General features: G+C 66.3%; 22 protein-coding genes and 1 pseudogene. 11 read left to right on the top strand and 12 right to left on the bottom strand.

The features are described from left to right. Positions 1 to 79 precede the first annotated feature (79 nt). Genes dnaQ through ACOJTB_RS03170 form a run of 5 tightly spaced genes read right to left on the bottom strand, consistent with a single transcriptional unit; the run spans position 80 to position 3,744 of the window. Positions 80 to 793 (bottom strand): DNA polymerase III subunit epsilon, encoded by a 714-nt coding sequence (gene dnaQ / locus ACOJTB_RS03190; RefSeq protein ID WP_420101072.1) that lies wholly within the window; start codon positions 791 to 793, stop codon positions 80 to 82. Between the two features lie 5 nt (positions 794 to 798). After that, a complete protein-coding gene (gene coaE, locus ACOJTB_RS03185) occupies positions 799 to 1,413 on the bottom strand; it encodes a dephospho-CoA kinase (RefSeq protein ID WP_420101071.1) in 615 nt (204 codons plus the stop codon). Positions 1,414 to 1,430: 17 nt separating this feature from the next. After that, positions 1,431 to 2,264: a shikimate dehydrogenase gene (locus tag ACOJTB_RS03180; protein WP_420101070.1), complete on the bottom strand. Its 834-nt coding sequence runs from the start codon at positions 2,262 to 2,264 to the stop codon at positions 1,431 to 1,433. 29 nt (positions 2,265 to 2,293) lie between these two features. After that, positions 2,294 to 2,917 carry a Maf family protein gene (locus tag ACOJTB_RS03175; protein WP_420101069.1) on the bottom strand — a complete coding sequence of 208 codons (624 nt, stop codon included), beginning with the start codon at positions 2,915 to 2,917 and terminating at the stop codon, positions 2,294 to 2,296. After that, a complete protein-coding gene (locus tag ACOJTB_RS03170; RefSeq protein WP_420101068.1) occupies positions 2,914 to 3,744 on the bottom strand; it encodes a pyruvate, water dikinase regulatory protein in 831 nt (276 codons plus the stop codon). The genes ACOJTB_RS03175 and ACOJTB_RS03170 overlap by 4 nt, the downstream gene beginning before the upstream one ends. A gap of 474 nt (positions 3,745 to 4,218) precedes the next feature. Here ACOJTB_RS03170 and hemE point away from each other — a divergent pair, with 474 nt between their 5' ends. The 8 genes and pseudogenes from hemE (at position 4,219) to ACOJTB_RS03130 (ending at position 13,071) form a co-directional block, all read left to right on the top strand. Then, positions 4,219 to 5,253, top strand: a complete 1,035-nt coding sequence (gene hemE / locus ACOJTB_RS03165) for a uroporphyrinogen decarboxylase (RefSeq protein WP_420101084.1) — start codon at positions 4,219 to 4,221, stop codon at positions 5,251 to 5,253. 8 nt (positions 5,254 to 5,261) lie between these two features. After that, positions 5,262 to 5,687: pseudogene (gene hemJ, locus ACOJTB_RS03160) on the top strand (protoporphyrinogen oxidase HemJ); the annotation flags it as partial. 211 nt (positions 5,688 to 5,898) lie between these two features. After that, positions 5,899 to 7,164: a transcription termination factor Rho gene (gene rho / locus ACOJTB_RS03155; RefSeq protein ID WP_420101067.1), complete on the top strand. Its 1,266-nt coding sequence runs from the start codon at positions 5,899 to 5,901 to the stop codon at positions 7,162 to 7,164. Positions 7,165 to 7,364: 200 nt separating this feature from the next. Further along, complete coding sequence (mnmE, locus tag ACOJTB_RS03150) at positions 7,365 to 8,684, top strand: tRNA uridine-5-carboxymethylaminomethyl(34) synthesis GTPase MnmE (protein ID WP_420101066.1); 1,320 nt, start codon at positions 7,365 to 7,367, stop codon at positions 8,682 to 8,684. A 77-nt stretch (positions 8,685 to 8,761) separates the two neighbouring features. Next, complete coding sequence (gene mnmG / locus ACOJTB_RS03145; RefSeq protein ID WP_420101065.1) at positions 8,762 to 10,639, top strand: tRNA uridine-5-carboxymethylaminomethyl(34) synthesis enzyme MnmG; 1,878 nt, start codon at positions 8,762 to 8,764, stop codon at positions 10,637 to 10,639. Continuing rightward, positions 10,636 to 11,283 carry a 16S rRNA (guanine(527)-N(7))-methyltransferase RsmG gene (gene rsmG, locus ACOJTB_RS03140; RefSeq protein WP_420101064.1) on the top strand — a complete coding sequence of 216 codons (648 nt, stop codon included), beginning with the start codon at positions 10,636 to 10,638 and terminating at the stop codon, positions 11,281 to 11,283. The genes mnmG and rsmG overlap by 4 nt, the downstream gene beginning before the upstream one ends. Continuing rightward, the gene (locus ACOJTB_RS03135) at positions 11,280 to 12,110 is read left to right on the top strand and encodes a ParA family protein (RefSeq protein WP_420101083.1); all 831 of its coding nucleotides are present in this window, start codon (positions 11,280 to 11,282) and stop codon (positions 12,108 to 12,110) included. The genes rsmG and ACOJTB_RS03135 overlap by 4 nt, the downstream gene beginning before the upstream one ends. Positions 12,111 to 12,186: 76 nt before the next feature. Continuing rightward, positions 12,187 to 13,071, top strand: coding sequence for a ParB/RepB/Spo0J family partition protein (locus tag ACOJTB_RS03130; protein WP_420101063.1), 885 nt, complete (start codon positions 12,187 to 12,189; stop codon positions 13,069 to 13,071). Here ACOJTB_RS03130 and holA read toward each other — a convergent pair whose 3' ends face one another. From holA to leuS, 3 genes are read right to left on the bottom strand one after another with little or no spacing between them, the layout of a single operon-like run. Then, positions 13,072 to 14,100 (bottom strand): DNA polymerase III subunit delta, encoded by a 1,029-nt coding sequence (gene holA / locus ACOJTB_RS03125; protein WP_420101062.1) that lies wholly within the window; start codon positions 14,098 to 14,100, stop codon positions 13,072 to 13,074. 6 nt (positions 14,101 to 14,106) lie between these two features. After that, positions 14,107 to 14,646, bottom strand: a complete 540-nt coding sequence (locus ACOJTB_RS03120; RefSeq protein ID WP_420101061.1) for an LPS assembly lipoprotein LptE — start codon at positions 14,644 to 14,646, stop codon at positions 14,107 to 14,109. Next, positions 14,633 to 17,257, bottom strand: coding sequence for a leucine--tRNA ligase (leuS, locus tag ACOJTB_RS03115; protein ID WP_420101060.1), 2,625 nt, complete (start codon positions 17,255 to 17,257; stop codon positions 14,633 to 14,635). Before leuS ends, ACOJTB_RS03120 begins: the two co-directional genes overlap by 14 nt. Positions 17,258 to 17,409: 152 nt before the next feature. Between leuS and ACOJTB_RS03110 the strand changes: the two genes are divergently transcribed. Beyond that, positions 17,410 to 18,075, top strand: coding sequence for a YggS family pyridoxal phosphate-dependent enzyme (locus ACOJTB_RS03110; protein WP_420101059.1), 666 nt, complete (start codon positions 17,410 to 17,412; stop codon positions 18,073 to 18,075). A 9-nt stretch (positions 18,076 to 18,084) separates the two neighbouring features. On the opposite strand, the gene ACOJTB_RS03105 is transcribed toward ACOJTB_RS03110, so the two are convergent. Beyond that, on the bottom strand, positions 18,085 to 18,642 hold the full coding sequence (locus tag ACOJTB_RS03105) for a L,D-transpeptidase family protein (protein WP_420101058.1): 558 nt from the start codon (positions 18,640 to 18,642) through the stop codon (positions 18,085 to 18,087). A gap of 80 nt (positions 18,643 to 18,722) precedes the next feature. Here ACOJTB_RS03105 and ACOJTB_RS03100 point away from each other — a divergent pair, with 80 nt between their 5' ends. Then, positions 18,723 to 19,409, top strand: a complete 687-nt coding sequence (locus ACOJTB_RS03100) for a response regulator transcription factor (RefSeq protein WP_420101057.1) — start codon at positions 18,723 to 18,725, stop codon at positions 19,407 to 19,409. Positions 19,410 to 19,412: 3 nt separating this feature from the next. Then, complete coding sequence (locus ACOJTB_RS03095; RefSeq protein WP_420101056.1) at positions 19,413 to 19,874, top strand: cyclic nucleotide-binding domain-containing protein; 462 nt, start codon at positions 19,413 to 19,415, stop codon at positions 19,872 to 19,874. Positions 19,875 to 19,881: 7 nt separating this feature from the next. Here ACOJTB_RS03095 and xth read toward each other — a convergent pair whose 3' ends face one another. The 3 genes from xth to ACOJTB_RS03080 form a co-directional block, all read right to left on the bottom strand. Then, positions 19,882 to 20,697 (bottom strand): exodeoxyribonuclease III, encoded by an 816-nt coding sequence (gene xth / locus ACOJTB_RS03090; RefSeq protein ID WP_420101055.1) that lies wholly within the window; start codon positions 20,695 to 20,697, stop codon positions 19,882 to 19,884. Between the two features lie 78 nt (positions 20,698 to 20,775). Then, positions 20,776 to 21,636 carry a LolA family protein gene (locus tag ACOJTB_RS03085; protein ID WP_420101054.1) on the bottom strand — a complete coding sequence of 287 codons (861 nt, stop codon included), beginning with the start codon at positions 21,634 to 21,636 and terminating at the stop codon, positions 20,776 to 20,778. Between the two features lie 178 nt (positions 21,637 to 21,814). Further along, positions 21,815 to 22,753 (bottom strand): FtsK/SpoIIIE domain-containing protein (locus tag ACOJTB_RS03080; RefSeq protein ID WP_420101053.1); only part of this gene is annotated, 939 nt, incomplete at its 5' end.

The raw sequence follows: 22,753 nt of genomic DNA, 5'->3' as shown, positions 1-22,753 counted from the left end.
GGGGAGCCGCCCTCACGGGCGAAGCCTCACCGCCCTGAAACGGCTTTGCTCGCCTTGCCGGAATGCCGTGGAGCTTCGGCTATTGCGCGGCTTCGTCGGTGATGCCGAGATAGCCCTTCCAGAGCGGGGCCTTGAGCGAGCCGAGGATGAAGGCCTGATGCGCGGCGAGGGCCGCTTCGTCGAGGCGCGGGGCCAGAGGCCGCAGGCGCTGCGGCCTTTCGACGACCAGGGCGACGCCCGGCCGGCCGGGCGAGGCTTCGACGCCGAGGCCGAGCGAGGCCTGCTTGCCGCCGATCAGCTCGATATAGACCTCGGCCAGGATTTCCGAATCGAGCAGCGCGCCGTGTTTGGTGCGGCGGCTGTTGTCGATGCCGTAGCGCGAGCAGAGCGCATCGAGGCTGTTCGAGGCGCCGGGGTGCTTGCGGCGCGCCATCGACAGCGAATCCACCACCAGCGCAGGCTCGATCGGCGGCATGCCCAGGCGGGCGAACTCCATGTTGATGAAGCCGACGTCGAAGGCGGCGTTATGGATGACAAGGCGGGCCCCGGCGATGAACTCCGCGAAATCCCGGGCCACCGCCGCGAAGACCGGCTTGTCGGACAGGAACTGCTCCGACAGGCCGTGGACATTGAAGGCCTCCACCGGCATCGACCGCTCGGGATTGATGTAGACGTGGAAGGTACGGCCAGTGGGGACGTGGTTGAGCATCTCGACGCAGCCGATCTCGACGATGCGGTCGCCGTTGTTCGGTTCGACGCCGGTGGTTTCGGTATCGAGGACGATCTCGCGCATCGTGTTCAGAACCTCATCTGCGCCGCGCGGCCGGGCCGTCCGGCCAGCACCCGCAGGATAGAACCCACCTGCCGCTCGGCCGCCATCATCCCCCGGCCGGTGTCCACAATGAAATGGGCGCGGCGCCGCTTCTCGGCGTCGGGCATCTGGCGGGCGAGGATGGCCTCGAGTTTTTCCGGCGACATGCCGGGCCGGGCGAGGACGCGCTCGCGCTGGATCGGGGCCGGCGCGCTCACCACCAGCACCGCATCGCAGCGCGCCTCGCCCCCTGTTTCCAGCAGCAGCGGCACGTCGATGACGGCGAGGCCAGCGCCGGCGGCGCGGCTGCGGGCGATGAAGGCCTCCTCCTCCTCCCGCACCAGCGGATGAATGATCTCCTCCAGCCGGCGCAGGGCTTCGGGCCGACCTAGCACCGCTTGGCCCAGACGCGCGCGATCGACCGCTCTGTCGATCACCGTCCCGGGAAAGGCCGCCTCGATCGGCGCCGCCGCACGGCCGCGATGCAGCTGGTGAACGGCCGCGTCCGCATCGTGCAAGGGCACGCCGCAGCGGGTGAAGAACCCGGCCGTCGTCGATTTGCCCATGCCGATCGAACCCGTGAGGCCGAGGATGAAGGTCATGCAACGTGTCCGGCGAATCAGGAGCGCAGGATATCGGCTTCGATCGTCGCGCGAAGCTGCGCCGTGACCTGCGGGACGATGCCGAACCAGCGGGCGAAGCCCGGCACGGCCTGGTGCAGCAGCATGCCGAGCCCGTCCACGGCAATCCCACCCCGCCGCTCCGCCTCCGCCAGCAAGGCCGTCTTCAGCGGCACATAGACGATGTCGTCGACGACCGTGCCCGGCCGCAGCCGCGACAGGTCGATTTCGAGCGGCGGCTGGCCGCTCATCCCGAGCGCGGTGCTGTTGACGATCAGCTCCGCCTCCGCAACCGTTTCAGAGGCCCGGCTCCACTCCCTGACCTCGATCGCCTTGCCCAGCGAGGCCGCCAGCTCCTCGGCCCGCCCAAGGCTGCGGTTGACGAGGATGATGCGCTCCACGCAGCGCCCGAGCAGGCCGTAGCAGATGCCCTTGGCCGCGCCTCCCGCGCCGAGCACCAGCGCCGTCCCTGTCCGCTCCTGCCAGCCCGGAGCGCTGGCATCGAGATGACCGAGAAAGCCGGCGATGTCGGTGTTGTCGGCATGCAGGCGCCCGCCCTCGCGCCAGAGCGTGTTCACGGCACCGATGGCGCGGCCCGCCTCGCTGATGTCGTCGACGAAGGGGATCACCGCCTCCTTGTGCGGCAAGGTGACGTTGCCGCCGGCGAAGGCTCCCTCCCGCAGCTGCGCCATGAAGGTTGGCAGATCGGCCGGCAGGACATGGACGGCGTCATAGCTGCCAGCGAGTCCATATTGGCGCAGCCAGGAGCGATGGATCATCGGCGATCGGGAATGGGCGATCGGGTCGCCGATGACGAAGCAACGAGGAGCCATGACGGATATCTGGTCCAGAACGGAGATGGTTAAGAGACGAGGCAACCCTGCCGGCGCAAGGCCGCGAGCACGGGCAGGAGCGGCAGACCCAGAATGGTGAAATGGTCGCCCTCGATGCTCTCGAAGAGTTGCGCGCCCAGCCCTTCGATCTGGTAGGCGCCGACGCTCTGCAGGATGGCGGGACCTGCCGCCGCGCAATAGGCCGCGATGAAGTCGGGGCTCAGGGCCCGCATCACGAGGCTCGCCGAGGCGACACCGTCATCGACGACCTCGCCGTCACGCGCCAGGGCGAAGGCCGAGTGCAAGTGATGGGTGCGTCCTCCGAGGCTCGCCAGCTGCGCCGCTGCCGCTGCCGAATCCGCCGGTTTGTGAAAATTCGCGCCGTCGCAGGCCAGCGTCTGATCGGCCGCGAGCACGAGGCGGCCCGGCCTTTCCTGCGCCACCGCCTGGGCCTTGGCGACTGCCAGCGCCTGCGCGACCTCGCGCGCCGATGCGCCCTGCCCGGCCAGGCCCGCTTCGATCCCACGCTCATCGACCTCGGGCTTGACGATATCGACCGGGATCCCGGCGGCGAGGAGCATGGCGCGGCGGGTCGTGCTGCCCGAGGCCAGGATCAGAGGCTCGGAGCGGCGCCACAGAGATGCGGCGCTCATGTCGCGATGAACTTCATGCGGTGATCGCGCAGAAGATCGAGAATGGACGCTGCCGTCTCCTCGATCGAGCGGCGGGTCACGTCGATCACCGGCCATCCCTTGCGGGCGCAGAGCCGGCGGGACTGGGCTACCTCATCGGCGACGGAGGCCGGATCGACATAGGAAGTCTCGTCATCGGCGCGCAGCGAGAGCAGCCGGTTCTGGCGGATCTGGACAATGCGGTCGGGGCTGGCGACGAGGCCGACGATCAGCGGCTTCTTCGCGGTCTCCAGCTCCACCGGCAGCGGCATGTTCGGCACGAGCGGAATGTTGGCGGTCTTGATGCCGCGATTGGCGAGATAGATCGAGGTGGGCGTCTTCGACGTCCGGCTGATGCCGACCAGGATGACATCGGCATTGTCGAGATCGCCGCCCATCTGCCCGTCATCATGTAGCAGCGTGTAGTTCATAGCGTCGATACGGCGGAAATATTCCGTGTTCAGGACATGCTGGGCACCCGGCTTGGTCGCAGAGGCCTGGCCGAGATAGGACTGGAACAGCGACAGGACCGGCTGAAGAACCGACAGGCACGGGCAACCGAGATCGCGGCAGAAATTCTCCAGCTTCTCCTGCCATTCGGGCTCGACCAATGTGTAGAGCACCACGCCCGGCGAGGATTCGATCTCGGCCAACACACGGGCGAGCTGGGCCTCGGAACGCACCAGCGGATAGACATGCTCGATCGCCGAGACGGTCTCGTATTGCGCGGCAGCGGCGCGGCTGACGGCGATCAGGGTCTCACCCGTCGCGTCGGACACCAGATGGAGATGGAAATAATTGCGGACCACGGGACGCCTCGCTCTGACGGTCCTGCATCTCTAGAGCATCGGGCCGGAAAAGGGACTCCGCTTGTCCTCGAAATCTGTCAGGCGGCGTTCCCGAAGCGACCGGCTCGGGGCAGGCCGGGTTATCCCAAGCCGGCGGGAGAGATGTGGACAAGGGGGCGAAAACCCGGCCTCGCCCGGGCCGCTTGTATAACCCCCGCCGGCCATCAACAGGGCCGCGGCTGTGTATGGTAAAGAAAGTGTTTCACGTGAATCATTGTACCGCCGACCGAAGCGGCGGCGGAATCGGATTGGTTAAGAAACCCTTAACCACCCCTCGACCCGCTCCAACGCCCGCGACCTGACGCCCCACCGGCTGTGGAACGGTTGTGGACAGGATTGCATCCGGGTATCTGGCCTGCCCAAGAGTCAAAGAAAGAAGAATCTTTAAAAAGGATTCTCTTTTGAAAGGGATGCGGGATGGAGAGCCTCACAGGCTTGGCGAAGGCAGAGACGTCCCGATTCATCGACGTGCTCAACGGCGAAGTGGCGAGCCCGCCACCGGTCTGGCTAATGCGCCAGGCGGGGCGCTACCTGCCGGAGTATCGCGAGCTGCGTGCCAAGGCCGGAAGCTTTCTGGATCTCTGCTATAATCCGGAACTGGCTGCGGAAGTCACGCTTCAGCCGATCCGCCGATTCGGTTTCGACGCCGCCATCCTGTTTTCCGATATCCTCGTCATTCCGCAGGCGCTCGGCCAGAAGCTCTGGTTCGTGCAGGGTGAGGGCCCACGCCTCGAGCCCGTCGCCGATGCGGCCAGGCTGTCGGAGATCGACGCGCTCGCCGATGACGATGTGCTCTCGCCGATCCTGGAGACGGTGGCGCGGGTCCGGGCGGCACTGCCGTCCGGCACCGGCTTCATCGGCTTCTGCGGCGCGCCCTGGACCGTCGCCACCTATATGGTGGCCGGACGCGGCACCCCCGATCAAGGCCCGGCCAAGGCACTGTTCGCAGCCGATCCGGCGTTGTTCCAGCAGATCATCGATCGCATCGTCGAGGCCTCGATCCGCTATCTCTCCGCACAGGCCGCGGGCGGGGTCGATGCCGTGCAAATCTTCGACAGCTGGGCAGGCTCGCTCGATGCGCCAGATTTCCAGCGCTGGAGTGTCGAGCCGACCAGGCGGATCGTCGAGGGGGTGCGGGCGGCGCACCCAAACCTCAAGATCATCGGCTTTCCGCGCGGGGCGGGGCGGCTCATTCCCGATTATGTCCGCCAGACCCGCGTCGATGCGGTGGGGCTCGAAACCGATATCGACCGTGCCTTCGCCGCCAGCGAAATCCAGAGTCTCGTGCCGGTGCAGGGCCATTTCGATCCCCAGCTGCTGCGCAGCGGCGGGCCGGAACTGGAGCGCGAGGCCGAGGCGATCCTGGAGGCTTTCGCGGGCCGCCCGTTCATCTTCAACCTGGGACATGGCATCCTGCCCGACACGCCGATCGCGCATGTCGAACGGCTGCTCAAGACCGTTCGCGGCTAAGGAAATCGACCATGTATGAGTGGCTCAAGGCCTTCCATATTCTCGCGGTCATCTCATGGATGGCGGGGATGCTCTATCTGCCTCGGCTGATGGTCTATCATGCCGCGGCGCAGAAGGGCTCGATCCAGTCCGAGACCTTCAAGCTAATGGAGCGCCGGCTGCTCAAGGGCATCATGAACCCGGCGATGATCGTGAGCTGGGTTCTCGGCCTCTACCTCGCCTGGGCCGCGTTCGGCTTCAAGGGCGGCTGGCTGCACGGCAAGATCCTGCTCGTCCTCGTCCTCTCCGGCATCCATGGCTATCTCGCCGGCCGCGTGCGCGCCTTCGCCGAGGACCGGAACGACAAGTCCGGCCGCTTCTACCGCATCCTCAACGAAGTGCCGGCCGTGCTCCTGGTCGGTATCGTGATCCTCGTGGTGGTGAAGCCGTTCTGAAAAGGCGGCGCGTTTAGGCTTGAGCCCGGCCGCGATTCCGGTTATCACGCTGGCACGCTTCTCCAGCGTCCTTCCTGTCATCGACTGTCTGAGGCCCGGCTGCAACGCAGTCGCTCGCGGTGCGAACAATACGCGCAGGCCCACCGGCCCGGTCGATCGTTCCAGTACAATCCCTTCCCTGCCTCGCAGGGCGTTACGATCCGGGTGTCCCATGCGGGAAATCAAGCTCCAAGAGCTCAAGAGCAAGTCGCCGACCGAGCTGCTCTCCTTCGCCGAAGAGGTGGAGGTCGAGAACGCCAGCACCATGCGCAAGCAGGAGCTGATGTTCGCCATTCTCAAGCAGCTCGCCGCGCGCGAGACCGAGATTCTCGGCGAGGGCGTTGTCGAGGTCCTGCAGGACGGCTTCGGCTTCCTGCGCTCTTCCGATTCCAATTATCTCCCGGGGCCGGACGACATCTATGTCTCGCCGACGCAGATCCGGAAATTCGGGCTGCGCACGGGCGACACCGTCGAGGGGCCCATCCGCAGCCCCAAGGATGGCGAGCGCTATTTCGCCCTGCTGAAGGTCAACACGATCAACTTCGAGGATCCGGAGAAGATCAAGCACAAGATCCACTTCGACAACCTCACGCCGCTTTATCCGGACCAGCGGCTGAAGCTCGAGGTGCAGGACCCGACGAAGAAGGATTTCTCGCCGCGGGTCATCGACATCGTCGCGCCGATCGGCAAGGGCCAGCGCGCGCTGATCGTCGCGCCGCCACGCACCGGCAAGACCGTGCTGCTGCAGAACATCGCGCAGTCGATCACGACCAACCATCCGGAATGCTATCTGATAGTGCTGCTGATCGACGAGCGGCCCGAGGAAGTGACCGACATGCAGCGCTCGGTGAAGGGCGAGGTTGTCTCCTCCACCTTCGACGAGCCGTCTTCCCGCCACGTCCAGGTCGCCGAGATGGTGATCGAGAAGGCCAAGCGCCTGGTCGAGCACGGGCGCGACGTCGTCATCCTGCTGGATTCGATCACCCGCCTCGGCCGCGCCTACAACACCGTGGTGCCCTCCTCCGGCAAGGTGCTGACCGGCGGTGTCGACGCCAACGCCCTGCAGCGCCCCAAGCGCTTCTTCGGTGCGGCCCGCAATATCGAGGAAGGCGGCTCGCTGACCATCGTCGCCACGGCGCTGATCGATACCGGATCGCGCATGGACGAGGTGATCTTCGAGGAGTTCAAGGGCACCGGCAATTCGGAAATCGTGCTCGACCGCAAGGTCGCCGACAAGCGCATCTTCCCGGCGATCGATATCCTCAAATCGGGCACCCGCAAGGAGGAGCTCATCACGCCGCGCTCCGACCTGCAGAAGACCTATGTGCTGCGCCGCATCCTCAACCCGATGGGTCCGCAGGACGCGATCGAGTTCCTCATCGACAAGCTGCGGCAGACCAAGCAGAACTCGGAATTCTTCGATTCCATGAACACCTGAGCCGGCCGCGACCCCTGCGGTCCTACCGAATCATCCCGAAAGCCGCCCGGACCCGCAGGCCCGAGGCGGCTTTTTCGTGCCAAGCTCCCGGCCCGTCCTGCGATCGGCGGTGGTACTACCGTTCGGCCGGCGTTGGCGCGGGTATGAATTGATCCGACGGCGGCACTCGTCCATTTGCCAGAGCCACGTTCCGAGCCTCCGTGACCGAAGCCATGAGCCCCGTTCAGCCCACCATCGTCGCCCTGTCTTCCGCGCCGGGCCGCGCCGGGGTCGCGGTGGTGCGGATCTCTGGACCGCAAGTCCGATTCGCCGTCGAAACGATCTGCGGCACCCTTTCCCCGGCGCGATACGCGACGCTGCGCCTGTTTCGCGATGCATCCGGCGAGCCGATCGATCGCGGCTTGGTCTTGTTCTTCCCTGGGCCTGCGAGCTTCACTGGGGAGGATGTCGCCGAACTCCATCCCCATGGTTCGCAGGCAGTGCTTTCGGCTCTGCTGCTGCGGCTGACTGCCCTGCCCGGCATCCGCCTGGCGGAGCCCGGCGAATTCACCAGGCGCGCTTTCGAGGCCGGAAAGCTCGACCTTGCCGAGGTCGAGGGCCTGGCCGACCTGATCGATTCGGAAACGGAATGGCAGCGCCGCCAAGCGCTCGCGCAGATGAGCGGAGAGCTCGGCAGGCTGGTCGACGAGTGGCGGTCACGCCTGATCGAAGCTGCGAGCCTTCTCGCCGCCGATCTCGACTTTTCCGACGAGGGCGACGTCGCCGGCCCCCTGATCGCGCAGGCGGTGGCGCTTCTGCGAGAGGTGACGGTATCCTTGCGCGGCGCTCTCACCGGCTTCGAGACCGGCGAGCGCGTGCGGGAGGGTTTCGTCGTCGTTCTCGCCGGGCCGCCCAATGCCGGGAAGTCCAGTCTGTTGAACGCGCTGGCGCGACGCGACGTGGCAATCGTCTCGCCGATTGCAGGCACGACCCGTGACGCGCTGGAGGTGCGGCTCGATCTCGGCGGCATGCCGGTCATCCTCATCGACACCGCTGGCCTGCGGGACAGCGACGACGCCATCGAGGCTGAGGGTATTCGACGCGCCCGTGCATTGATGGAGCGGGCGGATCTCGTGCTCAGCCTGAGAGCGATCGATTCGGCCCCGGAGCGAAGCGCCGTCGAGGAGCGGGCGCTGACAGTCGCGACGAAGGCCGATCTCGGCGGTGCGATGCTGGCCGGAGAACTGCCCGTCTCCGCGCTGACCGGCGAGGGTTTGCCCGCCTTGCTCGACTCGATTCGGGCCCGGCTCGAATCCGGGCGTCCGACGGAGCCGGCGATTTTGACCCGGCAGCGCCATCGCGTCGCGGTCAGCTCGGCCCTCGAGGCGCTCCAGCGGGCGATCGAGGCCGATCACGGGCATAGCGAGCTGATCGCCGAGGAGGTTCGCGTCGCGTTGCTCGCACTCGAACGGCTGGTCGGTCGCATCGGCGTCGAGGATGTGCTGGACCAGTTGTTCTCCGGGTTCTGCATCGGCAAGTAGCGGTCGGCCGCGTCGCTGGCGCCTCAGCGGGTCGATTGGCCGTTGACCACAGAGACCGGCTTCGCTAGCGACACCCCATGTCCATTTCAGCATCCTACGACGTCATCGTCGTCGGCGGCGGCCATGCCGGTACGGAGGCTGCCGCCGCGGCTGCGCGGCTTGGAGCCCGCACGGCTCTGGTGACCCACAAGCCCGAGACCATCGGCGCCATGTCCTGCAATCCCGCGATCGGGGGATTGGGCAAGGGCCATCTCGTGCGCGAGATCGACGCGCTCGACGGGATCATGGGTCTCGCCGCCGATCGCGGCGGCATCCAGTTCCGCATGCTCAATCGCCGCAAGGGCCCCGCGGTCAGGGGCCCGCGCGCCCAGGCTGACCGGAAGCTTTACCGCGCCGCGGTGCAGGCGCTCCTTGCCGAGCAGCCCCATCTCGACATCATCGCCGGCGATGCCTTCGATCTCGCAGTCGAAGAAGGGCGCGTCATCGGCGTGGTCATGGCCGATGGCCGTCAATTCGGGGCCGGAACGGTCGTGCTGACGACGGGCACCTTTTTGCGCGGGCTCATCCATATCGGCGAGACCCGCATTCCCGCCGGGCGCGTCGACGAGGCGCCTTCTGTCGGCCTTGCCGCAACCCTCGAGCGCCATGGCTTCCCGCTCGGCCGCCTCAAGACCGGCACGCCGCCGCGACTCGACGGACGGACCATCGATTGGGCCAGCCTCGACATGCAGGCCGGGGACGAGCCGCCCGAGCCCTTTTCGGCATTGACTGACACGATCACCAATCCGCAGATCCGATGCGGCATCACCCGCACGACCCTAGCCGGCCATGAGCTGATCCGCGCCAATCTCCATCGTGCACCGATGTTCTCAGGCCAGATCGAAGGGCGGGGCCCCCGCTACTGTCCCTCGATCGAAGACAAGGTCGGCCGCTTCGGCGATCGCGACGGCCATCAGATCTTCCTTGAGCCCGAGGGGCTCGACGACGATACCGTCTATCCCAACGGCATCTCGACGTCGCTGCCGGAAGATGTGCAGCTGGGGCTCCTGGCCACGATCCCCGGCCTCGAGCGGGTCCGTATGCTGCGGCCAGGTTACGCGATCGAGTATGATTTCGTCGATCCGAGGGCTTTAAAGAATACGCTGGAGACCCGGACGATCGCGGGGCTGTTTCTCGCCGGGCAGATCAACGGGACAACGGGGTATGAGGAGGCCGGCGCGCAAGGCCTGCTTGCTGGGCTGAATGCCGCGCGGATGGCCGGCGGCTCCGCGCAGATCGTGCTCGACAGGGCGCAATCCTATATTGGGGTGATGATCGACGACCTCGTGACGCATGGCGTTACGGAGCCGTATCGAATGTTCACCTCCCGAGCGGAATTCCGCCTTTCGCTGCGGGTGGACAATGCCGATGAGCGTCTGACGGGCCTTGGCGCCGAGATCGGCCTCGTCGGTTCCAGGCGAATGGCGGCCTTCACGACGCGGCAGCAGGAGATTTCGTGCTTGCGCGATGCGCTGCAGGGCCTTTCGCTCTCGCCGCAGCAAGCGAGCGCTGTGGGCGTGCAGCTCAATCGCGATGGTGTGCGGCGCTCGGCCTATCAGATCCTGTCCTATCCGGACGTGGACTTCGGACAGCTCGCGGCGATCTGGCCCGAATTGGGAGACTATGCCGAGACCGTCATTTCACGCGTGACGGCGGATGCGGTGTATTCGGTCTATCTCGACCGGCAAGCTTCCGAGATCCAGTCTTACCGCCGTGATCAGACGTTGAAGGTGCCCGTGAATCTCGACCTCGACGGGATTTCGGGCTTGTCCAACGAGCTCAAAGCCAAGCTGCAGTCCCTCCGGCCGGCGGACCTCGCCCAGGCGGGCAAGATCGAGGGAATGACACCGGCCGCTCTCACTCTCCTGGCCGCACACGCCCGCAAGGCGCGCAGCTTATCCACAGAGGCGTCGTGACTGTTGATAAGACGGATCGTCAGCGCGCTTTGCGCTTGACGCCTGTTTCACGTGAAACAGAGGAGCGGCTGGCGCTGCTGGTTGCGGAGCTGGAGCGCTGGCAGGCCGCCAAGAACCTGGTCTCCTCGGCGACCCTCGGCGATGTCTGGACACGGCATATCGCCGACTCGCTTCAGTTGTTTTCGCTGGCGTCCGACAAACGCAACTGGCTCGATCTCGGCTCAGGCGGTGGATTTCCCGGCCTCGTCATCGGCATCTGCCTGGCGGAAACCGGAGCCGGCCAGATCGACCTCGTCGAAAGCAACAGCCGCAAATGCGCCTTTCTGCGCCATGCGGCGCGGGTCACGGGCGCGCGGGTGCGGGTTCACCCCGCGCGGATCGAGGATATCGCCTCGACCTTCGCCGGCAAAGTCGATGTCGTGACCGCGCGTGCGCTCGCCGCGCTGCCCCAACTGCTCGGCTGGTGCGAAGAGCTGTTGAGAACCGGCACCCTCGGGCTCTTTCCGAAGGGACAACATCTAGATGCAGAATTGACCGACTCAGCCAGATATTGGAAGATTCAGGCGACAACGGTTTCCTCCGTGACAGATGCCGCCGCGCGAATCCTGATGGTTCGTTCGGCCGAGAGACGAGCCGATCCATGACCCAGGCTTCCACCGTATCGCCGCCGCGCCGCCCGCGGGTGATTGCGCTCGCCAATCAAAAAGGCGGCGTCGGCAAGACCACGACCGCCATCAATCTCGGGACCGCGCTTGCCGCGATCGGCGAGAAAGTCTTGATCGTGGATCTGGATCCCCAAGGTAACGCCTCGACCGGTCTCGGCGTCGACCGCAGGAGCCGTAAATCCTCAACCTATGACGTGCTGTGCGGCGATGTCGGGCTTGGACAGGCGATGCAGCCGACGGCAGTGCCCGGACTTTCGCTGGCTCCCTCGACCCTCGACCTGCTGGGCGTCGAGCTGGAGATCGCTTCGGCGAAGGACCGCGCTCACCGGCTGAAGAACGCCATCGACGAGCTGATGTATGATCAGCGCTGCCAGGATCTCACCTATGTTCTGATCGATTGCCCGCCTTCGCTCAGCCTGATCACCATCAATGCGATGACGGCCTCCGATGCGGTGTTGGTGCCGCTGCAATGCGAGTTTTTCGCGCTGGAAGGCCTGAGCCAGCTTCTCAAGACGGTCGAGCAGGTGCGTGCCGGGTTGAACCCGCGCCTCGTCATCCAGGGCGTCGTCCTGACAATGTTCGACCCCCGAAACAATCTCTCGGGTCAGGTCATGGCCGATGTGAAGAATTTCCTCGGCGATAAGGTTTATGAGACGGTGATCCCACGCAATGTGCGGGTTTCCGAAGCACCGTCCTATGGCAAGCCGGCCTTGCTTTACGACCTGCGCTGCTCGGGCTCGCAGGCCTATCTGCGTCTGGCCTCCGAGGTGATCAAGCGCGAGCGCTCTCTCCGGGCTGCCGCCTGACACCTCTCGTCCGGCTTGGCTGGAAGGCCGTCGGCATCGTTCAACAGAGATAGCGAGAGAGTACGGGGATATGGCGATGGCCGAAGAACAGGGTCGCTCCCGCCTGGGTCGGGGTCTGGCTGCCTTGATCGGCGATGTCGGCGAGGAGATCGGCGCGATCGAACGGGCCCGTGGCCAGAGGCGCGTGCCGGTGGAGTTCCTGCGGCCGAGCGCACGCAATCCGCGGCGCAGCTTCACCGAGGCCGATCTCGATGATCTGACGGCATCGATCAAGGAGCGGGGCATTCTGCAGCCGATTATCGTGCGCACGATCCCCGGCATGATCGATGCCTATGAGATCATCGCCGGCGAACGCCGCTGGCGCGCGGCCCAGCGGGCCGAACTGCACGATGTCCCGGTTCTCCTGGTCGAAGCGGATGATCGGGAAGCGCTCGAGATCGCGATCGTCGAGAACGTTCAGCGCGCCGATCTCAATGCGATCGAGGAAGCAGCCGGCTATGAGCGGCTGATCGCCGAATTCGGCTATACGCAGAACGATCTGGCGCGGGTCATCGGCAAGAGCCGCAGCCATGTCGCCAATACGCTGCGCCTCTCGAAGCTGCCGGAGCCGGTGCGGCAGATGGTGAGCGAGGGCGCGGTCTCTGCCGGCCATGCGCGGGCCCTGCTTTCCGTTTCGGACCCGGAATTCATGGCGAAGAAGATCGTCGCCGACGGCCTGAGCGTCCGCGACATCGAGCGGATCGTTCAGGAAGAGGCGCGCGGCGAGACAAAATCGGCTGTGCCCGCCGCCAAGCCGAAGGCCGCCAAGGACGCCGATACCCGGGCCCTGGAAAAGGCGCTGGAAGAGGCGCTCGGCGTCACGGTGACGATCAGCCACCGGGCCAATGGCAGCGGCGAGGTCAAGATCGGCTACAAGACGCTCGACCAGCTCGACGCGCTTTGCCGACGCCTGAAGGCCTGATCAGTCGGATCGGCTGCTCCGGGCCAGCCGCGCCAGGGTCCATAAGGCGCGGGTCGCACCGGCCCGGCCGGTTTCGGCATTCTGGCGCGTCGCCAGCACGGCATTGCCCAGCAGCGTGACGGCCTCGGTGAGCTTCGCGCTGTTCCAAGCCGCCAATGCGGCTTCCATGGTCGCGATTCGCGGATAGGGCAGGCGCATGCCGCCCACCACCTCCTTGATCGCCTTGCCCGCCTCCACGCTCTGTCGGGCCTTCAGCAGGATCAGAGCCTGGCGCAGCACGGCGCCCAGCATGACTCCGGGATCGAGCCCTTCGCTGCTCAGCTTGGCCTGCGCTAGATCGAGCACCGGCAGCTTTCCGGCGAAGACAGCATCGACCAGCATGTTCTGCTCGCGCTGGGCCGTGTCGCCGACGATCGCGTCGATATGGCTTTCGGTGATCTGGGTGTCGCCGCCGGCATAAAGCAGCAGCTTCTCGATCTCGCGCCGGGAGGTCTGTCGGTCGCCGCCGAGCAGGCTCGCGAGATGCTCGCGGCTGTTGCGGTCGATGGATTTGCCCGCGGCGCGCACCATCTCGTCAATGATCGAACCCAGATCGCGGGCGGCATCGCCATAGCACGGTACGGCGAGCGCCGTCCTTGCCCGCTCGCAAGCCGTACGCAGCGGATTGGTTCGCTGCAGATCTCCCGCCTCGATGATGACCAGCGCATCCTGCGATGGGGCCGCGATCAGCGGCTCGACCGCTGCCAGTAGCGGCTTCGATGTCGGCGAGACGCGGATGGCCCGGCGCCCACCGAAAAGGCCGATCGTATTCGCCTCGTCGACGAGCTTGAGCGGGTCGGCCGCGACCGAATCCCCATCCATGCGAACCAGCTGGAAGGCGTCCAGCGGATCGTCGACGCTCGTGCGGGCGAGCGCCGCGCCCCGTTCGCTGACCAGGCCGGCATCGGGCCCATAGAATAGGATCAGGCGCCAGGCCGGATCGAGACGGGCGAGGGTCCGCTCGGCCTCATGCGCCTTGATCGCGACCATCGGCCGTCAGCGCGTCAGATCGGCGGCGATCTGGGCCCGGATCATGCCGGCGAGGTTCTTGGCGGCGCGGATCTGGGCGTCGCGGGCAGCCCTGATCACCGCAAAGCGTTGGGAGGAGCGCTCATAAGGCTCGCGAACCGAGTTGGTGCCGGAGGAGACGACCTCGCCGCTGCCGATCCGCGTGACCTTCCAGGTGGCGGTGACGTTCAGCACGGCCGAATCGGCGCGGCCATTGGCGTAGTCCACCGAGACGACCTCGACCGAATCGGCGAGCGCCGTTTCGAATCGCAGCGTCTTGGGAACATCGGGGCCGTTGCCGCCGTCGAACTCGAAGACGAGTTCGTTGCGCAGATAATGGCTGATCAGACCCTTGGTCTCGGGAAATTCGATCGCCTGAAGCGCCGAGCGCACGCTGCCGCCGAGCGAGCTCGCGGTGCTTTCGGCATAAAGCGGGCGAAAGCAGCCGCCGGCGAGCAGAGCAGCTCCCAGCAGGCCCGCCAGAGCGACGCGCCGCGAGAAGCTTGCCGGGATTTCAGACGACGACATTCACGATTCTCCCGGGAACCACGATGATCTTGCGGATCGGGCGCCCTTCCAGGGCCCGGACGACCGCGTCATGCGCCCGCGTCGCCGCTTCCACGGTCACGCTATCGGCATCGGCGGCCACAGTCACCTCCGCCCGCTTCTTGCCGTTGATCTGCACGGGCAATGTGATGCTGTCGTCCTTCAGCAGGGCGGGCTCGGCCTGCGGCCAGGACGCCTCGCCGATCAGTCCGGGCTGATTCAGCGCCTGCCAGCATTCCTCTGCCAGATGCGGCATCATCGGTGCCACGAGCTGGGCGGCAATGATGGCCGCTTCGCGCAGCGCATAGGCGGCATCAGGCGGCAGATCGGCCGTTTCGGCGGCGGAGTCCAGCGCTTTGCCGATGGCGTTCGTCAGCGTGTAGATATGGGCGATGCAGCGGTTGAAGGCCAGCCGCTCGATATCCGCGCCAACCGCGTCCAGCGCGCGGTGAGCCGCCTTGCGCAGGGTCAGCGCGGCCTCTCCGAACGCTGCCGGGGCGTGCGTCTCGGCCGGTATGCGCTCCGCGATCTCGCCGATGAGGCGCCAGAGGCGCTGCACGAAGCGGGCGGCGCCCTGCACGCCCTCGTCGGTCCAGATCACATCGCGATCCGGCGGCGAGTCCGAGAGCATGAACCAGCGCGCGGTATCCGCACCGTAGGAGGCGATGATGTCGTCGGGATCGACGACATTCTTCTTCGACTTCGACATCTTCTCGATGGCGCCGATCTCGATCGGCGCACCGGTCTCGACGTCGAAGCCCTTGCGCTCGGCGCCGCTGACCTCGATGCGGACATTGCCCGGCTCGACCCAGTCGCCGTTTTCGGCGCGATAGGTCTCGTGAACGACCATGCCCTGGGTGAAGAGCCCGGCGAAGGGCTCGTCCAGCCCGGCATGGCCGGTCTGCTTCATCGCCCGGGTGAAGAAGCGCGAATAGAGCAGATGCAGGATCGCGTGCTCGACGCCGCCGATATACTGGTCGACCGGCAGGAAGCGATCGACGGCGGCGCGGTCGGTGGGACTCGTCGTGCGCCAGGGATCGGTGAAGCGGGTGAAATACCAGGACGAATCGACGAAGGTGTCCATCGTGTCGGTTTCGCGGCGCGCATCCTTGCCGCATTGCGGGCAAGCGACGTGCTTCCAGGTCGGATGGTGATCGAGCGGGTTGCCCGGACGGTCGAACGACACGTCGTCGGGCAACTGCACCGGGAGATCGGCATCCGGCACTGGCACCGTTCCGCATGCGGAACAATGAATCACGGGGATCGGGCAGCCCCAGTAGCGCTGGCGCGAAACGCCCCAGTCGCGCAGGCGGAAATTCACCTTGCGCTGGCCGACCGGACGGTTGCCTCGGGTTTCGCTCTCCAGCCGGCGTGCGACCTCTTCCTTGGCCTGCGCGATCGTCAGCCCGTCGAGGAAGCGGGAGTTGATCATGCGGCCGTCACCATCATAGGCGGTATCGGTGACGACGAAGATCGCCGGATCGGTGCCTTCCGGTGCCACCACCGGCGTGTTGCCGAGACCGTATTTGTTGACGAAGTCGAGGTCGCGCTGGTCGTGCGCCGGACAGCCGAAAATCGCGCCGGTGCCGTATTCCATCAGCACGAAATTCGCGACATAGACCGGCAGAGTCCAGCTCGGATCGAGCGGGTGGACGGCGCGCAGGCCGGTGTCGAAGCCGAGCTTCTCGGCCTTGTCGATGTTTTCTTGCGCCGTGCCGGTGCGCTTGCACTCCTCTATGAAGCCGCGCAGCTGGGCGCTGCCGGAAGCGAGAGTCTTGGCGATCGGATGATCGGGCGCGATGGCGACGAATTTGGCGCCGAACAGCGTGTCGGGGCGCGTCGTATAGACCTCGACCTCGTCCTGCCCACCGGCATTCGATTCGAGCGCGAAACGAACCAGCAGCCCTTCCGAGCGGCCGATCCAGTTCTTCTGCATCAGCCGCACCTTGTCGGGCCAGCGGGTCAGCCCCTCCAGCGCGTCGTGCAGCTCCTGCCCGAAATCCGTGATCTTGAAGAACCACTGGGTGAGTTCGCGGATCTCGACCAGCGCTCCCGAGCGCCAGCCGCGCCCGTCGATGACCTGCTCGTTGGCGAGGACCGTCTCGTCGACCGGATCCCAATTGACCTTCGCCGTTTTGCGATCGACCAGCCCGGCCTTCAGGAAGTCCAGGAACATCTTCTGCTGATGGCGATAATAGCTCGGGTCGCAGGTCGCCAGTTCGCGGCTCCAGTCGAGGGACAGACCCATCGACTTCAGCTGCTTGCGCATCGTGGCGATGTTTTCATAGGTCCATTCGCGCGGATGCACTTTCTTCTGCTTGGCGGCGTTTTCCGCCGGAAGGCCGAAGGCGTCCCACCCCATCGGGTGCAGAACGGCAAAGCCCTTTGCCCGCTTGTAGCGCGCCACCACGTCGCCCATCGCGTAGTTCCGGACATGGCCCATATGGATGCGCCCGGATGGATAGGGGAACATCTCGAGCACATAATAGCTCGGACGCGGGTCGTCGTTGCGGGTCTCGAAGAGCTTGCGCTCCTCCCAGACGGCACGCCATTTCGGCTCGGATTCTTTGGGGTTGTAGCGTTCGACGGCCATTGCGGAGGGCATTCTCGGATATGCGCCGGGCGGGACATCGCGCGGGCGCAGGAGCCATATGTGAGAAACCGGATGCCGGTTTTCCACATCTTGTTCTAGGACACCATTGCGCGCACGCGGTCAACGGCGCGCGCGGCATGAGAGGGTCTGCGATGAGCGATACGGTAACGCGGCTGGAGGCCGTGCGGGCCTCGGTGTCCCGGGCCGCGAAGGATTTCGGGCGCCGGCCGGACAGCGTCGCCCTGATCGCCGTTTCGAAGACCAAGCCGGCCGAGCCGATCGCCGAGACGCTGGAGGCGGGCCAGCGCCTCTTCGGCGAGAACTATGTGCAGGAGGCGAAGGCGAAGTGGCCGGCGCTGAAGGAGCGCTTCCCCGATGCCGAGCTCCACATGATCGGCCCGCTGCAATCCAACAAGGCGCGCGAGGCCGTCGAGCTCTTCGACGTCATCCAGTCGCTGGACCGCGAGAGCCTCGCCAGGGAGCTGGCGCGCGAGATCGCGCGGGCAGGGCGCTCACCCCGCCTCTTCGTGCAGGTGAATACCGGGGAGGAACCGCAGAAGGGCGGCGTGTTGCTCGGTGAGGTCGATGCCTTCCTCGCCCGCTGCCGAGATGTCCACGGGCTGACCATCGATGGGCTGATGTGCATCCCCCCCGCCGAAGAGCCGCCTTCGCCGCATTTCGGCCTGCTGGCCAAGATCGCCAGGCGCAACGGGCTGACGGGCCTGTCCATGGGCATGAGCGCCGACTACGAGGCGGCCATCCAGCTCGGCGCCACGCATGTGCGCGTCGGCAGCGCGATCTTCGGAGAGCGGGGCTGAGGCTCAGCCCTACCTCACGCTGATGACGCAATGCCGTGCCAGACGCGGCAGCACCTTGGCGAAGACATGGGCCTCGACCGCGACGCAGCCGGCGGTGGGGGTGAAGCCGGGCCGGGCGAGATGCCAGAAAATGGCGCTGCCGCGGCCGCGAATCACCGGTCGGTCGTTCCAGCCCAGCTCGACGATGACGTCGTAGAGCTTGTCCTCGCGCTGGAGCCTCTCCTCCGCCTGCCCCGGCGGACGGTCGATCAGGCGGTTGTAGCGGCGGTCTGTCGCATCGTCGCACCAGGCGTCGCGCGGGCCGATCCGCCGCAGCGGCAGGAGGGTCCGGGGGCGGCCGATCCGGTCCGCGCGATAGAAGACGCGCCGCAGCGGCAGATCGGCGCGCGGGGTGCCGCCATCGCCTTCCCGCTTGCGGGTGAGGATGCCGGAGCGGCCCAGCGCGCAGGGAAAGCTCGCCGCGCCGGCGACGAGGAAGCCCTTGCTGCGGTCGCGCACGGAGGCGAAGACCCGCAGCGTCCGCAGGGTCTTCGGCCCGGACGAGGCGGCTTTTCTGCGGTTTCTCACGGGGATAGCAGCCCCGGCGACTTGCGATGACGATGGCGCGGCCTCATGTTGCCCTCTTCCTGCGTGCGAGCGAACACCCGATGTCCGTCGTCCATCATATTCTCCTGGTCGATGACGACCAGACCCTGCGCGATGCGCTGGCCGAGCAGCTCGCCCTTTATGACGAATTCCGGCTTTCGACGGCGGGCGATGCCGGCGGGGCGATCAAGGCCGTCCAGGGCGAGCGCATCGACCTTGCGATCATGGATGTCGGTTTGCCGGACATGGACGGGCGCGAGGCGGTCAAGATCATGCGGCGCAACGGCTTCAAGAGCCCCGTGGTCATGCTGACCGCCCAGGGGTCCGACGCCGATACGGTGATGGGGCTGGAAGCGGGAGCCAACGACTATGTCGTCAAGCCCTTCAAATTCGCCGTGCTGCTGGCCCGCATCCGCGCGCATCTGCGTCAGCACGAGGCGAGCGAGGACGCGGTTTTTCAGGTCGGGCCCTACACCTTCCATCCCGGCTCCAAGCTGCTCGTCAGCGAAAAAGGCTCGAAGACCAAGCTGACGGAGAAGGAGACGGCGATTCTGCGCTTTCTCTACCGGGCCGGACGCAAGCCGATCGCACGGGAGGTGCTGCTGCAGGAGGTCTGGGGCTATAACAGCCAGGTGACCACCCACACGCTCGAAACGCATATCTATCGCCTGCGCCAGAAGATCGAGCCCGATCCGACGCAGGCGCGGCTGCTGGTCACCGATGCCGGCGGCTACCGGCTGAATCCCTGAGGCATGTCGCTCGACGACGACATGGCCCTGCTGGCCCGGCAGCCCTTGCTGGGGCTGATGGAGCGCGACGCCCTGCGGCTCCTGGCTTTCGCAGCCGAGACGCGCAGCCTGCGCGCGGGAGACGTTCTGTTCCGTGCGGGCGAGGCCGCGGACGGGGCCGCTCTCGTCGTGTCCGGAGCGCTCGCGGTGATGGAGGAGGAAGGCCGGCCGGCCCGCGAGATCGTCGGTCCCGGCGGGCTCGTCGGCGAGCTCGCCCTGTTCACCGCAGTGTCGCGGCCTTCCACCGTGATCGCCCGCGAACCGAGCCAGATCATGCGGCTGCCGCGCAGCGTGATGCGGCGCGTGCTGGGCGAATCGCCCGCCTCGGCCGAGGCGATCGCCGCCGCGATCGGCGACAGGCTGCGCGGCTTCGTCGGCGAGCTGGGGGCGGTCGAGCGGGCGTTGAAGGCGATCGACGGGGCCTGAGCGCGCTTCAGAGTGCCAGAGTCACCGTGACGGGCACATGGTCGGAGGGACGTTCCCAGCCGCGGGCCTCGCTCAGGAAGGTCACATCTTGCAGCGTCGGTTTCAGTGCGTCCGACAGCCAGATGTGATCGAGGCGGCGGCCGCGATTGGATGCCTGCCAGTCCTGCGCGCGATAGCTCCACCAGGAATAGAGCTTTTCTGGCTCAGGTCGGAGCGTGCGCGCGGCATCGGTCCAGCCCAGCTCTGAGCGCAGCTTCTCGAGCGTCGTGGTCTCGATGGGCGTGTGGCTGACGACGTCGAGCAGCTGCTTGTGACTCCAGACATCATGCTCATAGGGCGCGATGTTGAGGTCGCCGAGCAGGATGGCCGGCCGGTCGGTCGGCTTCTTCGTCATGCCCCACACACCGATCTCGTCGAGGAAGGCGAGCTTGTGGGCGAATTTTGCGTTCAGATCGGGGTCGGGAATGTCGCCACCGGCCGGAATGTAGAAGTTATGGATGGCGATGCCGGCGGCGGGGCCGGCTGCCGCATCGAGCGTGACCGTCATGTGCCTGGCGTCGTTTCGCCCGCACATCGACATCGCCTCGCGCTCGCTGAAGGGAAGCTTCGAGACGATGGCGACGCCGTTATAGCCCTTCTGGCCGATGAAGGCCTGATGGACATAGCCGAGCTGCTGGAACGCCTTGGCTGGAAACTGCTCGTCGGGCGTCTTGGTTTCCTGAAGGCATAGGATATCCGGCGCGTGGCGGGTCAGGAACTCTGCGACCATGCCGATGCGCAGGCGCACCGAATTGATGTTCCAGCTGGTGACGGTCAGTTGCAAGGCGAGGTTTCCGGCGCGAAGACGCCGGAAACTGGGTCGCACGGCGCCGAAAGGCAAGCGCTTTCAACGCAGCCCCGCTCAGAGCTTGCGTTGGTAGTCGATGACGAAGTTTTTCGGGTCCGGCCGGCGCTGGGTGTCGAGGTCGTAAAGCGCGACCGAGGTCTGGTAGCCCTGCGGATCGACGACGATCCACTGCTTCAGCTCGTTGTTGGCGAGGTCGAACTTCAGCGTGATCTTGGAGGTGCCGCCCAGGGTGGAACGGTCCTCGAGCCTCACGGAGAGGATGCTGCCATCGATGCTGGCGCCGGTGATGGTGCCCTCGCGGCTCAGATCCATCTTCTCGCGCACCAGGAATTTCAGCGGCGTCTGGCCCAGCGAATAGAGATCCTGCGTCGCCAGCCTCGTGTCGCGGATCGCGACCGAGGTGCCGTCTGCGATGATCTCGGTCGTGGCGGGCGGGTCGTATTCGAAGCGCATCTTGCCGGGACGCTGGATGTAGATGCGCCCTTCCAGCCGTTTTCCGTTGGCCGCGAACTGGATGAAATTGCCCTGCAGGCTGGTGAAGCTGTTGAGATAGGCGTTCAGCCGGTCGATCGCCTCCTCCTGCGTCGCGGGGGCCGGGAATTTGCCCTTGGCGGGTGCGGCGGCCTGCTTCACCTCGGGCTTGGCGGTGTCGGGCATGGCGGCGGTGCGCGGGGCCTGAGCGACCGCCGCGGTGACGGGCGGCGCGCCGGTGTCGTCGTTCATCGCCGTGCGGGTCAGGCCGAGATCGGCTGGGCGCACCGGCGGCATCGGGATACGCTTGGGCGCGGCTTTGACCACCGGCTTGGAGGCCGCGGGGGGCTGCAGCTGCAGAGGCTGAGCCTGCGCCGCGCCGGCACCGAGCGTACCGATGGCGACTGCCAGGGCCGTTGCCCGAAGGGTCGGGAACCTCGTCATGAGCGATCCTGCTCCATCATTCGCCGCGCCGGCCTTACCGTCTTGCGCCCATCGGCCTTGGACCGAACCGGTATTCCAACGCCGGGCATAGCGCCGAGGTTGCACGGTGCTGGTGGCAATTTGAGGACGGGAGCGAAGGGGGGCAAGCCCTGCGACACCATGGACGAGCGAAAACAGCTCAATCCTCGCCGCCTTGCGTCTCCACCAGGATCTCTCGTTTTCCTGCGTGGTTTGCGGGTCCGACGATGCCTTCGTTTTCCATGCGTTCCATGATGGATGCGGCGCGGTTGTAGCCGATCTGGAGGCGGCGCTGGATGTAGGAGGTCGAGGCCTTCTTGTCGCGCAGCACCACCTGCACCGCCTGGTCGTAGAGGTCGCCGCCGGACTCGCCGAAGCTGCCCTGGTCGAAGACCGCGCCGTCCTCGCCGTCCGCGCCCTCTTCCTCTTCGCTGGTGACGGCGTCGAGATATTGCGGCCGCCCCTGCGTCTTGAGATGCGCCACGACCTTCTCGACCTCGGCATCGGAGACGAAGGGGCCGTGGACGCGGGTGATGCGCCCGCCGCCGGCCATGTAGAGCATGTCGCCCTGGCCGAGCAGCTGCTCGGCGCCCATCTCGCCGAGGATGGTGCGGCTGTCGATCTTGCTGGTGACCTGGAAGGAGATGCGGGTCGGGAAGTTGGCCTTGATCGTGCCGGTGATGACGTCGACCGAGGGGCGCTGGGTGGCGAGCACGACATGGATGCCGGCGGCGCGCGCCATCTGGGCGAGGCGCTGGATGGTGCCTTCGATCTCCTTGCCGGCGACCATCATCAGGTCGGCCATCTCGTCGACGATGACGACGATGTAGGGCAGAGGCTCGAGGTCCATGACCTCCTCCTCGTAGATCGCCTCGCCGGTGCCCTTGTCGAAGCCGGTCTGGACGGTGCGGGTGATGACCTCCCCTGCCGCCTTGGCCTCGCCGACGCGGGCGTTGAAGCCGTCGATGTTGCGCACCGAGAGCTTCGACATCTTCTTGTAGCGCTCCTCCATCTCGCGCACCGCCCATTTGAGGGCGACGACCGCCTTCTTGGGGTCGGTGACGACGGGGGTGAGCAGATGCGGGATGCCGTCATAGAC

Origin of the sequence: Allobosea sp. (genome assembly GCF_048595345.1) — a bacterium.
Lineage (GTDB): Bacteria > Pseudomonadota > Alphaproteobacteria > Rhizobiales > Beijerinckiaceae > Allobosea.
Note: the sequence above shows the minus strand (reverse complement) of the source record. Positions and strands in the feature narration are given on the sequence as shown.